The organism is Stenotrophomonas maltophilia group sp. RY12688 (assembly GCF_052149045.1).
Classification (GTDB): domain Bacteria; phylum Pseudomonadota; class Gammaproteobacteria; order Xanthomonadales; family Xanthomonadaceae; genus Stenotrophomonas; species Stenotrophomonas sepilia.
This window is the reverse complement of sequence record NZ_CP197389.1, coordinates 894,244-907,495: the sequence shown is the minus strand read 5'-3', so window position 1 is coordinate 907,495 and position 13,252 is coordinate 894,244. Positions and strand designations below refer to the sequence as shown.

The following is a 13,252-nucleotide window of genomic DNA, read 5'->3' as shown; positions in this document are numbered from 1 at the left end:
CCGCCATGTGGAAACGGTTCGCCGAATTCCAGCGATCACCAGACTGCGACCACTCATTCGCGAGTGCTGCTTTTATACCAGTGGCCCTACCCCCACGCAAGCTGGAAAGCCAGCAACGACGCGGGTTTCGGGCCATTGGACAGCGCGCGTCAATGCTTGACGCGCGCGTTTCCACTCGGTTTGGCCTTGCTGCGCACCGTGACACGCTGCGCACTCTTGCGCGCCTTCTTCGGTGCCAACGGACGCTCCAGCGCCAGGTCCAGGACTTCTTCGATGTACTTCACCGGCACGATCTTCAGATCGCGGGTGACGTTGGCCGGGATGTCGGCCAGGTCCTTGCGGTTCTCTTCCGGGATGATGACCGTGCGGATGCCGCCACGCAGTGCAGCCAGCAGCTTCTCCTTCAGGCCACCGATGGCAGTGACGCGACCACGCAGGGTGATCTCGCCGGTCATCGCCACATCGGCGCGCACCGGCACCCTGGTCAGCATCGACACCAGCGAGGTGACCATCGCCGCGCCGGCACTCGGGCCATCCTTCGGCGTGGCGCCATCGGGCACGTGCAGGTGTACGTCGTGCTTCTGCAGGAAGTCGCTGTCGATGCCGAAGCCGACCGCGCGCGAACGCACCACCGACAGCGCCGCCGACGCCGATTCCTTCATCACGTTGCCGAGCTGGCCGGTCAGGATCAGCTGGCCCTTGCCCGGCACCAGGGTCGATTCGATCTGCAGCAGGTCGCCACCGACTTCGGTCCAGGCCAGGCCGGTGACCAGGCCGATTTCATTCTCTTCCTCGGCACGGCCGAAGTCGAAGCGACGCACGCCCAGGTACTTGTCCAGGTTCTTGCTGGACACGCTCACCAGCGCCTTCTTCTTCGCGCCCTTCTTCGCCTTCGCTGCCGGCTGCGGGCCAGCCAGCGCGATCTCCTTCACCACCTTGCGGCAGATCTTGGCGATCTCGCGTTCCAGGTTGCGCACGCCCGATTCACGCGTGTAGTAGCGCACGATGTCCTGGATGGCATCACTGCCGATCTCCAGCTCTTCCGGCTGCAGGCCGTTGGCCTTGACCTGCTTCGGCACCAGGTAGCGGGTCGCGATGTTGAGCTTCTCGTCCTCGGTGTAGCCGGGGATGCGGATCACTTCCATGCGGTCCAGCAGCGGGCCGGGAATGTTGAGCGAGTTCGAGGTCGCCACGAACATCACTTCGGACAGGTCCAGGTCCACTTCCAGGTAGTGGTCGTTGAATGCGTTGTTCTGCTCCGGATCGAGCACTTCCAGCAGCGCCGAAGACGGATCGCCACGGAAGTCCATCGACATCTTGTCGATCTCGTCGAGCACGAACAGCGGGTTCTTGCTGCCGACCTTGTTGAGGTTCTGCACGATGCGGCCCGGCATGGAACCGACGTAGGTACGGCGGTGGCCACGGATTTCGGCCTCGTCGCGAACGCCGCCCAGCGACATGCGCACGAACTTGCGGTTGGTGGCCTTGGCAATGGACTGGCCCAGCGAGGTCTTGCCCACGCCCGGCGGCCCGACCAGGCACAGGATCGGGCCCTTCATCTGCTTCACGCGCGACTGCACCGCCAGGTATTCAAGAATGCGCTCCTTGACCTTCTCCAGGCCGTAGTGGTCGGCATCGAGCGTATCCTGCGCGACCTTCAGGTCCTTGCGCACCTTGCTGCGCTTCTTCCACGGCACGCCCAGCAGCCACTCCAGGTAGTTGCGCACGACGGCGGCTTCGGCCGACATCGGCGACATCTGCTTGAGCTTGTTCAGTTCATTGCGCGCCTTGGCTTCAACCGCCTTCGGCATGCCGGCCTCGGCAATCTTGCGGGCCAGTTCTTCCAGCTCGCCCGGCGCGTCGTCCAGGTCACCCAGTTCCTTCTGGATGGCCTTCATCTGTTCGTTGAGGTAGTACTCGCGCTGGCTCTTCTCCATCTGCGACTTCACGCGGCCGCGGATGCGCTTCTCCATCTGCTGCACGTCGATCTCGCCGTCGACCAGGCCGACCAGCATCTCCAGGCGGTCACCGACGGCCAGCGTTTCCAGCAGGCGCTGCTTGTCGGCCAGGCGCACGCTGATGTGCGCAGCGATGGTGTCGGCCAGGCGCGCCGGCTCATCGATGCCCGACAGCGTCTGCAGCAGCTCCGGCGGCAGCTTGCGGTTGGTCTTCACGTACTGCTCGAACAGCGACATCAGCGAGCGGGCAATCGCCTCGACCTCGCGCGCCTCGCGCTCGTCGGTGGCGTCGATCTCCACGGCCTGGCCATGCAGCGAGCCGTCGCGCTCGTCGACGTGGGTGACCTGCACGCGCGACAGGCCTTCAACCAGCACCTTGATGGTGCCGTCGGGCAGCTTCAGCAGCTGCAGCACCTGCGCCAGCGTGCCAACCTGGTAGAGGTCGGCCGCATGCGGGTCGTCGGTCTCGGCCGACTTCTGCGCCAGCAGCAGGATGCGCTTGTCCGCCTCCATTGCCTGTTCGAGCGCGTGCATGGACTTGTCACGGCCGACGAACAGCGGGATGACCATGTGCGGGAACACCACTACGTCGCGCAGCGGCAGGACCGGCAGGTCGAGGGTTTCACTTGGGGAACGGGCCATGGGGGCTCCAGGGAAGGGGGAAAACCGCCTCCGGGAGGGCATCTTCCGGAGACAAAAAAAGCCGATGGCCCCGTTATGGGGCCATCGGCTTTCAGATGCAAGGCATTCCTTGAAAATCCTTTCCAATCAACAACCTGGAAGGATCACTCGGCGCCTGCGGCCTTCTGTTCAGGGGCCGCCGGGGTCTGGTAGATCAGGTACGGCTCGGACTTGTGCTCGATCACCGATTCGTCCACGACCACCTTGCTGACGTTCTCCTGCGACGGCAGGTCATACATGGTGTCCAGCAGGACCGATTCGACGATGGTGCGCAGGCCACGGGCGCCGGTCTTGCGCTTGAGCGCCTTCCTGGCGATGGCCGACAAAGCGTCCGGACGGAACTCCAGCTCGACGTTCTCCATCTCGAACAGCTTCTTGAACTGCTTGGTGATGGCGTTCTTCGGCTCGGTCAGGATCTTGATCAGGGCCGGCTCGTCCAGCTCCTCCAGGGTCGCGACCACCGGCAGGCGGCCGACGAACTCGGGAATCAGGCCGAACTTGATCAGGTCTTCCGGCTCGACTTCCGCCAGCACCTTGCCCACTTCCTGCTTGCGCTCGCTGCTCTTCACCTTGGCGCCGAAGCCGATGCTGCCGACGTCGGTGGAACGCGCCTGGATCACCTTGTCCAGCCCGGCGAACGCGCCGCCGCAGATGAACAGGATGTTCTTGGTGTCCACCTGCAGGAATTCCTGCTGCGGGTGCTTGCGGCCGCCCTGCGGCGGAACGCTGGCCACGGTGCCTTCGATCAGCTTCAGCAGGGCCTGCTGCACGCCTTCGCCGGACACGTCGCGGGTGATCGACGGGTTCTCGCTCTTGCGCGAGATCTTGTCGATTTCATCGATGTAGACGATGCCCTGCTGCGCCTTCTCGACGTCGTAGTCGCACTTCTGCAGCAGCTTCTGGATGATGTTCTCCACGTCCTCGCCCACGTAACCGGCTTCGGTCAGCGTGGTGGCGTCGGCCATGGTGAACGGCACGTTGAGCAGGCGGGCCAGGGTCTCGGCCAGCAGCGTCTTGCCCGAACCGGTCGGGCCGACCAGCAGGATGTTCGACTTCGCCAGTTCGACGTCGTCGTTCTTCTGCCGGCTCTCGATGCGCTTGTAGTGGTTGTACACGGCCACTGCCAGCGTGCGCTTGGCACGGTTCTGGCCGATCACGTACTGGTCGAGGACCTCGAGGATCTCGCGCGGCTTGGGCAGCGAACTGCGCGCCGACTGCGCCTTTTCCTCAAGTTCCTCACGGATGATGTCGTTGCACAGCTCCACGCACTCATCGCAGATGAACACGCTCGGACCCGCAATCAGCTTGCGCACTTCATGCTGGCTCTTGCCGCAGAAAGAGCAGTAGAGGATCTTGCCGGTGTCCGTGGAACGACCTTGGCGGTCTTCGCTCATGCTTCGCTTACCCAGTTACCCCCCCCGCTGAACGGGGGTTCGATTCGAGAATAGCACAGGGCCGAGGGGACACCAGTCCCACCCGACCCTGCAGGAACGAGGCCTCCCTGGCCCCGTGAAGGCCGGTCAGCCGGCCTGGATCGACTCATCCGGACGACGCTCCAGGACCTGATCGACCAGACCGTAGGCCTGCGCCTCGAAGGCGCTCTTGAAGTTGTCGCGCTCGGTATCACGGGCGATCGTCTCCAGCGACTGGCCGGTGTGCTTGGCCAGCACCTCGTTCAGGCGCGAACGCAGGGTCAGGATCTCGCGCGCGTGGATGTCGATGTCGGTGGCCTGGCCCTGGTAGCCACCCAGCGGCTGATGGATCATCACGCGCGAGTTCGGCAGCGCATAGCGCTTGCCGGCTTCGCCCGCGGCCAGCAGCAGGGCGCCCATCGAGGCGGCCTGGCCGATGCAGGTGGTGCTCACATTCGGCTTGATGTACTGCATGGTGTCGTAGATCGCCATGCCGGCGGTGACCACGCCACCCGGCGAGTTGATGTAGATGTTGATGTCCTTTTCCGGGTTTTCCGATTCAAGGAACAGCAGCTGCGCCACCACCACGTTGGCCATGTGATCGTCGATCGGACCCACGAGGAAGATCAGGCGCTCCTTCAACAGGCGCGAATAGATGTCGTAGGCACGCTCGCCGCGGCTGGTCTGCTCGACCACCATCGGAACCAGGTTCAGGGCTTTGGTTCGGTTGTCCATTACGTGAGGTACCTATCTTGGGGGGCAACAACCCCGCGCCGGCAAAGGCGCGGGGCATCCGGTGATCCGCCCGGGCTTACTGGCGGATCGCGTCCTGGAACGACAGCTTCTCTTCGGTGTGCTGGGCACGCTCGGCGATCCAGTCGATCACCTGCTCTTCCATCACACGGTTCTGCAGGCCAGACATCAACTGGGGGTCGTTGCGGTACATCTCAATGACCTGCTCCGGCTCTTCGTAGGTCGAAGCGATCAGACGCATCGTTTCATTCAGGCGCTTGGCTTCCAGGCGCAGGTCGTTGATGCGGGCCACTTCACCGACCAGCAGGCCGACCAGCACGCGCTTGGCGGCAGCGTCCTTGAAGCCTTCGTGGGCATCGGCCGGGATCTCGCCGACGTTCTGGCCGTTGCGGCGCAGCTGCTCGACCTGCTGGGCCAGCATGGCGCGGGCTTCGTTTTCGACCAGGCGCGGCGGCATTTCGACCGAGGAGTAGGCCGCGATCAGCTGCTCGCCCACTTCGCGGCGCAGGCGGTTCATCAACGCACCCTTCAGCTCGCGCCCCAGGTTGGCGCGGATGTCGCTGCGGAACTGCTCCACATCGCCGCCCTTCACGCCGAAGCTCTTGATGAAGGCTTCGTCGACCGCCGGCACGACCGGCTCGGAGACCTCGGTGACCTTGACGGTGACCTGCACGGTCTTGCCGGCCAGCACCGGCACGCGCCAGTCAGCCGGGAACTCGACGTCCAGGGTCTTCTCTTCGCCCTTGGCCAGGCCGACCAGGCCCTTCTCGATGGTGTCGAACATCATGCCCTGGCCGAGCACGATCGAACCCTTCTCGGTGCCCTCGGCCGGCAGGCGCTCTTCGCCGGCCTGCGACCAGGTTTCCACCGCGACCAGGTCACCGTCCTGCGCGCCACGGCTGACCGGGGCCCAGGTACGGCGCTGGTTCTGCAGGTTCTCGATCATCTGGTCGATGTCGGCGTCGGTGATCTCGGCGGTATGGCGCACGACGGTCAGCTTGCTGACGTCGATGTCGCCGAAGTCCGGCACCACTTCCACGGTGGCGACGAAGGAGAACTCACCCTCGTCGCCCTTGTCGATGCGCGGGCTGCCGACGATGCGCAGGTCGTGCTCGCGCACGGCTGCATCGAAGGTTTCGCGCAGCAGGCCGTCCAGCGCCTCGCCACGGACCTGCGCGCCGAAGCGCTGCTCGATCACCTTGGCCGGCACCTTGCCCGGGCGGAAACCCTTGATGCGGGTGGTACGGGCGATTTCGCCGAGGCGGCCGACGATGTGGCTCTGCAGACGCTCTTCCGGCAGCGAGAAGCTCAGGCGGCGTTCCAGGTTGCCGGTGGATTCGATCGAAGCTTGCATGTTGACTCCTGCCACCGGTGGCCCAGGCCCCCGGCTCGATGATTGGGATGAAACGGTTGTAAGGACGCGACGTCTGGGACGCGCCTGCTTGCCGCAGCCCTTTAGTTTCGCCCAATTCGGCTTGCACTGCCAGCGCGTGCCGGTCAAGGGGGGCGCAGATGGCCCTATCAGGGCGGGGACAGGCCGGCACTGGTGCGAAAGGGGGGACTCGAACCCCCACGCCTTGCGGCACTGGAACCTAAATCCAGGGCGTCTACCAATTCCGCCACTTTCGCGTGGCCGGCGCAGGTGTTCATTGTCGCAGGCGATGACGGGAAGCGGAAGGCCTGCACAAAACTGAACATGGCAATTGTGCGCAGCCCGCGCGTTGAACCACCCCGGCGAGCGCAAGCTCATCCGGGGTGGCGGGGTTCACTGCTGCGGCCTGGCCTTGGCCGACGCCGTATCGGCACCCTGCCCGGCTGCAGGATCCACCTCGCGGATCTCCACGCCCCCGTCGCCGGTGCGCCGCAGGGCCGCCGACTCCGGCGTGGCCTTGCGCACATCCACCGAACCATCCGCATTGCGCTGCACGTCCACCGCATCGGGCAGGGCCTCCCGCTCTGCCGGCTGAGCCGGCTGCATCTGCATGGCCTCACCGACCGGGCGTGCAGGAGCACTTTCAGTGCCAGCATCGCGTTCGACGGTCTGCGCGGGATCGTCGGCGGGCGCGCAAGCCGCCAGTGCCAGCAACGCGAAGGAAACCCACAGCGTGCGGTGCAATCGATTGATATGAGCCATCAACATCGTCCTTCGTGCATGCGCCGTCGGCGCGGAAGATCCATTGGGTGCGATGCAGGATGCGATGCGGTGAGATGCAGCGCACAGCATTGATAACACTGATGACGCGTATGACCCTGATTTCAGCATTGCTTCAGTCGATCCACGCCATGCGCGGATGAAATGCCCCCCAGCGAACAGGCAAGAAAAAAGCCACTTGGCGGACCAAGTGGGAAGCTGCCGCGCATTCGCGCCGCAGCCCCACGCTTTGCGCGGCAAAGCGCGGGCCCCACTTCATCAGCCGCCACATCCCCGCGGCTTCGCCGTGCCCCCTTGACTCAAGGGGGCTCCACTCCAGCCAGCACCGCTGGCATCTGCAGATGCCCCTCAGCGAACAGGCAAGAAAAAAGCCACTTGGCGGACCAAGTGGCTTTTGTCTGGTGGGCTGTCAAGGATTCGAACCTTGGACCTATTGATTAAGAGTCAACTGCTCTACCAACTGAGCTAACAGCCCGAAATCGGGGCGCGAATTATGACCCGATCCGCTCGGTGGGTGCAAGCACTTTTTTCAACGTGGTTGAAACCAGCACTGCGGGGCCCGCTCCTGCTGCAGATCCACGCCAAACGGGTTCTGCAACGCGTGATCCATCGGAACGATGGGAGTCACACCTATAAGAAAAAAGCCACCTGGCGTACCAGGTGGCTTCTGTCTTGGTGGGCCGTCAAGGATTCGAACCTTGGACCTATTGATTAAGAGTCAACTGCTCTACCAACTGAGCTAACGGCCCGTGAAACTCAGACGCACATTGTAGCGTGCCTTCTGTTTATTGCAATACCGTTTCGGCTGCGCCGATGCGGTTGAATCAGTGGGGTGGCTGAGGGGATTCGAACCCCCGACCACCGGAATCACAATCCGGTACTCTAACCAACTGAGCTACAGCCACCACTGAAACTTTCGCTCCATCGCCGATATCACTGACGCTGGAACCTTGAACATTGCCTGGGGACTGTCACCGAAGCTGCGGTCCGCCGAAGCGAGTCCGATATTCTGGTGGAGTCCTTGCGCTTTTGCAAGCACTTCTTCACATCCGTCGATGCGATCCCGGTGCTCGCCAATGGCGCGCCCGACAGGAATCGAACCTGTAACCGCCGGCTTAGAAGGCCGGTGCTCTATCCAGTTGAGCTACGGGCGCCCGAACCGGAACGGTGTCCAATCCGACGTGGCGTGGGATTGGTCGGGGTAGAGGGATTCGAACCCCCGACATCCTGCTCCCAAAGCAGGCGCGCTACCAGACTGCGCTATACCCCGGTCTTGCAATCCCCTCGGGTTGGACCCGGGGAGTTGGTCATTGTCGCCAAGCGCGTTGGGAACTGTCAACGAAGGATGCACAGATCCCGGGCCTGCCACAACGCCGAAAGCAGTCATCGGCTATGCTGACGCCCATCGGCCGGATGGCCGTCCCGACCTTCATTCGCACGGAGAACACGCATGCGCAGCGGCAACCCGGCTCTTTCCGAGTCGACTTTCCTCGACCTCGCCAGTGGCTCGGTAGTGACCAGCCCCGACCAGGCCATGACCCTCAACGGCACCGCCAACAAGACCGGCATCCTGCTGCTGTTGACCGTGCTGACCGCGGCGTTCGCCTGGAGCCAGGCGGTCGACGAGTACGGCCAGATTTCCGGCAGCGCGAGCCTGTACGCCATCGGTGGCGCGATCGGCGGCCTGGTGCTGGCATTGATCACCATCTTCAAGAAGGAATGGTCGCCGGTCACCGCGCCGATGTACGCACTGGTCGAAGGCCTGTTCCTGGGCGCCGTGTCGGCCCTGTTCAACATGAAGTACCCGGGCATCGTGTTCCAGGCGGTGCTGCTGACCTTCGGCACCCTGGCCGCCCTGCTGTTCGCATACCGCAGCGGCCTGATCAAGGCCACCGAGAACTTCAAGATGGGCGTGGTGGCCGCCACCGGCGGCATCGCCCTGCTCTACCTGGCCTCGTTCGTGCTGGGCTTCTTCAACATCAACGTGCCGGTGATCCACGACTCCAGCTGGCTGGGCATTGCCTTCAGCCTCTTCGTGGTGGTCGTGGCCGCGCTGAACCTGGTGCTGGACTTCGATTTCATCGAGACCGGCGTGGCCCAGCGCGCGCCCAAGTACATGGAGTGGTATGGCGCATTCGGCCTGATGGTGACCCTGGTCTGGCTGTATGTGGAGTTCCTGCGCCTGCTGTCGAAGATCCAGCAGCGCTGAACCAGGCAGAGCCATGAACGACAAAGGGCGCCTTCGGGGCGCCCTTTTCTCTTTGTAACGCGTGGCTGCATTTCCCGGCTAGCCAGCCACGCCAGCCTGTGCAGCGTAGTGCGCCGCAAGGTGTTCGACCAGCGCTCGCACCTTGGGCGCGAGCGCACGTGCATGCGGGTACAACGCGAAGTAGCGCCGCTGGCCGGCATGCCAGGCCGGCAGCACGCGGATCAGACGACCGGCGCGCAGATCCTCCTGCACGGTCAGCGCGGTGAACAGGCTGATGCCCATTCCGGCCAGCGCGGCGGCGTACAGCGCGGGCGTGGCATCCACGCGCAGGCGCTGCCCGGCTTCAACGCTCACGCTGGCGCCGCGCGGTCCCAGCAACCGCCAGGGCGGCATTGACGGCGTGGGACTGAAACCCAGCAGCGTGTGCTGCTCCAGATCCACAGCGTGCCGTGGCAGGCCATGGCGCGCCAGGTAGACCGGTGCGGCGACCAGGATGCGCGGGCAGCTGGCCAGCTCGCGCGCAACCAGTTGGCTGTCCGGCAATGAAGCTGCAATGCGCAGCGCCAGGTCGAAACCACCACCGACCACATCCACCACCTGATCATCCGCCGACAGGTCCAGCGTGACCTGCGGGTAACGCTGCAGGAACGAGGGCAGCCAGTGGGGCAGCTCCTGGCTGGCCACCACCTGCGGCACGCTGATCCGCACGCTGCCGCTGGGCTGCGCCTGCCCGGCGCGAGCACGATCATCCGCCTCCTGCAGGCGGTCCAGCAGCGTTGCCGCCTCGCGGTAGTAATCGCGCCCGGCCTCGGTCAATGACAGCCGACGGCTGTTGCGATCGAGCAGGCGTACCTGCAGGTGCTCTTCCAGCTGCCGCAGTTGCCGCGACATCGCCGAGTGGGTGGTCCCCAGGCGCTCGGCGGCCGCAGTGAAACTGCCCGCGTCAACGATGGCGCGCAGCGCACGCAGGGCGGCGAAGTGATCCATCGGCGGGCAGCTCCACGTGGCGGGGCCCACGGCATGCGGGCCCCGCCAGCTTATCAAGCGCCGTCACCGGCCTTGCGTACCGGCAGCGCGAGGATCGCGTCGGTGCTCATGACATCGCCGAAGGCGTCTTCGATCTGCGCCAGCGAGGCCTCATGCAGCGCGCGATGGCCGATGCGACGGCCGCCGGCCAGATCCAGATCGCGGCTGGCGCTGGCATCGGACGAGACGATCACCCGGTAGCCGCGCGGAGCCGCTGCCGCGTCGCGCGCAGCACCGGCCACGCAGGCGTGGGTCTGCAGGCCGGTGACGATCAGGGTGTCGATGCCGGCGTTCTTCAGCATCGGGTCGAGCACCGCGGCGGACGCGCCGGCGAACACGCTGACATTGTCCTTCTGCACCACGGTCTCGCCCTGGCGCGGCTGCAGGTCGCGATGGAAGGCGGCATTGACGCTGCCCTGCGCGAACAGGGGTGCGCCGGCCGGCAGCACGTGCTGGACATGGATCACGCGGATGCCGTGGGCATCGGCGAATTCGACTACCCGCCTGGCCTGGCGCAGTGCGGCCTCGCCATCGGGAATGACCATGCGGCCACCCGCAAAGCCCGGTACAGCCTTGGCATCGAAGTACTCGTTCTGGAAGTCGATCACCAGCACGGCAGTCTTCGCCGCATCCAGCGAGGTCGCGACCGGCGCACCCGCCATATGGCGGATGGTGGGATGGGTCGGCTCGGCAGCAGCAAGCGGGAGGGTGGCGGTCATGCCGATCAGGCTGGCCAGGCCGAAGGCGGTGAGGTTCATGTTCAAGCTCCGGTGCATTGGGAAGTGGGCACAGGATGCCGATCACATTACGCACGAACCAGCCGCCCAGCGGCACATGATCTGTGCGATATACGCACAGAAAATCCCCTGTAGAGGCACCCCATGGGTGGCTGCGGACCGTAGGGGCCCCGTCATCCACGCATGGCGTGGATCTACCGAACCAGCCCACAACGCAACGGGGCGCCCGAAGGCGCCCCGCTGTGGATCCAACCGAGGTCGGCCGGCCGCTTACAGGCGGCTGGCGATGGCCTGGGCAAAGCTCATGGTGGTACCGGTGCCACCCAGGTCGCCGGTCAGCGAGTCCTTGGCTTCCATGGTCGCCACGATGGCCTTGCGCAGGCGCTCGGCATTCTCCGGCTGGCCGATGTGGTCCAGCATCTGCGCGGCCGCCAGCAGCAGCGCACACGGATTGGCCTTGCCCTGGCCGGCGATGTCCGGCGCGGTGCCGTGCACGGCTTCGAAGATCGCCGCGTCCTTGCCGATGTTGGCACCCGGAGCCAGGCCCAGGCCGCCGACCAGGCCGGCGCACAGGTCGGAGATGATGTCGCCGAACAGGTTGGTGGTGACGATCACATCGAACTGTTCCGGACGCATCACCAGCTGCATGCAGCAGTTGTCGACGATCATTTCCTGGAACTCGATGTCCGGGTACTGCGCGGCGACTTCACGGGCGACATTCAGGAACAGGCCCGAGGTCGACTTGATGATGTTGGCCTTGTGCACGGCGGTGACCTTCTTGCGGCCGGTGCTCTTGGCCAGCTCGAAGGCGTAGCGCACGATGCGCTCGGAGCCCTTGCGGGTGATGCGGGTGCCGGAGAAGGCGGTCTCGCCATCGGCCGACACTTCCTGGCCTTCGGCCAGGTAGGCACCTTCGGTGTTCTCACGGACGGTGATCAGGTCGACGTTGTCGAAACGCGACTTGGTGTTCGGGAAGGTGTGGGCCGGACGCACGTTGGCGTACAGGTCGAAGTGACGGCGCAGGCTGACGTTGATCGAGGTGAAGCCACCGCCGACCGGGGTGGTCAGCGGGCTCTTCAGCGCGACCTTGTTGCGCGCGATCGATTCCAGGGTCACCGCCGGCATCAGGTCGCCGTGCTTTTCCAGGGCCACCAGGCCGGCGTCGGCGTCTTCGTACTCCAGGCCAGTCTTGAGCTGGTCGAGCACGAACAGGGTGGCGTCCATGATTTCCGGGCCAATGCCGTCGCCGCGGATGACCGTAATTTTCTGCGTCATTGATCGATGTTCCGAACAGGGGGAAAAACGCCGTCCGGACGTGCCCGGAAACGCCGGCGCAAAGGAAGTTTCACCGGCAATTATGCCTGAGCCGGGGCCGAGGTCCCAAATAGACCATGGTCCCAGTCCCCGGCTCAGGCAGAATTGCCCGCGCATCCCTCCTCTACCCCCGCCTGTCGGCGCGCCCCTTCAACAAGAAGGGGCTCCTGGGCTGTTGGATCGCGGGACAGGCCCCCTCGCGGGCCCGGTAGTGCCGGCCGCTGGCCGGCAACCCCGGCCATGTCGGGTTCAGGGGATGCCGGCCGCTGGCCGGCACGACCCTCAGTGCTCGTGCGCGGCTGGCGCGGCGGCGCCGCCTTCCAGCTGGTCGAGGAAGGCGACCGCGCGGCGCAGGTGCGGGATCACGATGGAGCCGCCCACCACCAGGCCGACCGAGAAGGTCTCGAAGAACTCCTCGCGGGTCACCCCGGCGTCCTTGCACTGGGCCACGTGGTAGCTGATGCAGTCGTCGCAGCGCAGCACCATCGAGGCCACCAGGCCCAGCAGCTCCTTGGTCTTCACGTCCAGCGCGCCGGCCTGGTAGGTCTGCGTATCCAGCGCGAAGAAGCGGCGCACCACCTGGTTCGGTTCGCCCAGGATGCGCTCGTTCATGCGCTTGCGGAACTCGGTGAACTCGGCGATGCGGTCCTTGCTGCCGTCGTCGGCCGCGCTCATGCCTGGCCCTGCCCGGCCAGCAGCGGCTCGAGCTTGCCTTCACGGTGCAGGGCCATCATGTCGTCGTAGCCGCCGACATGGACGTCGCCGACGAAGATCTGCGGCACGCTGGTGCGGCGGGTCAGCGCCATCATCTTCTCGCGCTCGGCCGGGTCCAGGTCAATGCGGACCTCGGTCCACTGCTGGCCCTTGCTCTTCAGGAAGTTCTTGGCGGCCACGCAATACGGGCAGACGGCAGTGGAATAGATGGTGATGGCGGGGGCACCGCCGGCGGTCTGGGCTGTCACGGGAAACTCCACGATGGATCGACGGTCTACATATGGTACCGGTGCGCT

Annotated in this window: 11 protein-coding genes and 6 tRNA genes; 1 reads left to right on the top strand and 16 read right to left on the bottom strand. The window is 65.0% G+C overall.

Annotated elements, in window-relative coordinates:
- Positions 1–149: 149 nt before the first annotated feature.
- The 11 genes from lon to ACS0OT_RS04085 all read right to left on the bottom strand — a co-directional run bounded on the left by lon (position 150) and on the right by ACS0OT_RS04085 (position 8,226).
- Positions 150–2,600, bottom strand: coding sequence for an endopeptidase La (gene lon / locus ACS0OT_RS04135; RefSeq protein ID WP_005415470.1), 2,451 nt, complete (start codon positions 2,598–2,600; stop codon positions 150–152).
- 143 nt (positions 2,601–2,743) lie between these two features.
- Positions 2,744–4,033 carry an ATP-dependent Clp protease ATP-binding subunit ClpX gene (gene clpX, locus ACS0OT_RS04130; RefSeq protein WP_004154600.1) on the bottom strand — a complete coding sequence of 430 codons (1,290 nt, stop codon included), beginning with the start codon at positions 4,031–4,033 and terminating at the stop codon, positions 2,744–2,746.
- A 126-nt stretch (positions 4,034–4,159) separates the two neighbouring features.
- The gene (gene clpP, locus ACS0OT_RS04125; protein WP_004146318.1) at positions 4,160–4,786 is read right to left on the bottom strand and encodes an ATP-dependent Clp endopeptidase proteolytic subunit ClpP; all 627 of its coding nucleotides are present in this window, start codon (positions 4,784–4,786) and stop codon (positions 4,160–4,162) included.
- Positions 4,787–4,862: 76 nt separating this feature from the next.
- Positions 4,863–6,158 carry a trigger factor gene (gene tig, locus ACS0OT_RS04120; RefSeq protein ID WP_442256046.1) on the bottom strand — a complete coding sequence of 432 codons (1,296 nt, stop codon included), beginning with the start codon at positions 6,156–6,158 and terminating at the stop codon, positions 4,863–4,865.
- 190 nt (positions 6,159–6,348) lie between these two features.
- A tRNA-Leu gene (locus ACS0OT_RS04115) sits at positions 6,349–6,433 on the bottom strand.
- Between the two features lie 136 nt (positions 6,434–6,569).
- Positions 6,570–6,938 (bottom strand): hypothetical protein, encoded by a 369-nt coding sequence (locus ACS0OT_RS04110; protein ID WP_053500976.1) that lies wholly within the window; start codon positions 6,936–6,938, stop codon positions 6,570–6,572.
- 417 nt (positions 6,939–7,355) lie between these two features.
- Positions 7,356–7,431 (bottom strand) — tRNA-Lys (locus ACS0OT_RS04105).
- A 198-nt stretch (positions 7,432–7,629) separates the two neighbouring features.
- Positions 7,630–7,705: transfer RNA gene (locus tag ACS0OT_RS04100), tRNA-Lys, on the bottom strand.
- Positions 7,706–7,784: 79 nt separating this feature from the next.
- Positions 7,785–7,861 (bottom strand) — tRNA-His (locus ACS0OT_RS04095).
- 172 nt (positions 7,862–8,033) lie between these two features.
- Positions 8,034–8,110 (bottom strand) — tRNA-Arg (locus tag ACS0OT_RS04090).
- 39 nt (positions 8,111–8,149) lie between these two features.
- Positions 8,150–8,226, bottom strand: a tRNA-Pro gene (locus ACS0OT_RS04085).
- Between the two features lie 180 nt (positions 8,227–8,406).
- Here ACS0OT_RS04085 and ACS0OT_RS04080 point away from each other — a divergent pair.
- Positions 8,407–9,165 (top strand): Bax inhibitor-1/YccA family protein, encoded by a 759-nt coding sequence (locus tag ACS0OT_RS04080; RefSeq protein ID WP_005415466.1) that lies wholly within the window; start codon positions 8,407–8,409, stop codon positions 9,163–9,165.
- A gap of 78 nt (positions 9,166–9,243) precedes the next feature.
- Here the strand turns inward: ACS0OT_RS04080 and ACS0OT_RS04075 are convergent, their stop codons facing one another.
- The 5 genes from ACS0OT_RS04075 to grxC form a co-directional block, all read right to left on the bottom strand.
- Entirely contained in the window at positions 9,244–10,152 is a 909-nt protein-coding gene (locus ACS0OT_RS04075) for a LysR family transcriptional regulator (RefSeq protein ID WP_065179772.1), read from the bottom strand.
- Between the two features lie 53 nt (positions 10,153–10,205).
- Positions 10,206–10,949, bottom strand: coding sequence for a cysteine hydrolase family protein (locus tag ACS0OT_RS04070; RefSeq protein ID WP_442256045.1), 744 nt, complete (start codon positions 10,947–10,949; stop codon positions 10,206–10,208).
- Positions 10,950–11,198: 249 nt separating this feature from the next.
- Entirely contained in the window at positions 11,199–12,203 is a 1,005-nt protein-coding gene (locus tag ACS0OT_RS04065) for an isocitrate dehydrogenase (RefSeq protein ID WP_033835461.1), read from the bottom strand.
- 321 nt (positions 12,204–12,524) lie between these two features.
- Positions 12,525–12,917: a carboxymuconolactone decarboxylase family protein gene (locus ACS0OT_RS04060; RefSeq protein WP_329844159.1), complete on the bottom strand. Its 393-nt coding sequence runs from the start codon at positions 12,915–12,917 to the stop codon at positions 12,525–12,527.
- A complete protein-coding gene (gene grxC / locus ACS0OT_RS04055; protein WP_004154541.1) occupies positions 12,914–13,204 on the bottom strand; it encodes a glutaredoxin 3 in 291 nt (96 codons plus the stop codon). The genes ACS0OT_RS04060 and grxC overlap by 4 nt, the downstream gene beginning before the upstream one ends.
- Between the last annotated feature and the right edge of the window lie 48 nt (positions 13,205–13,252).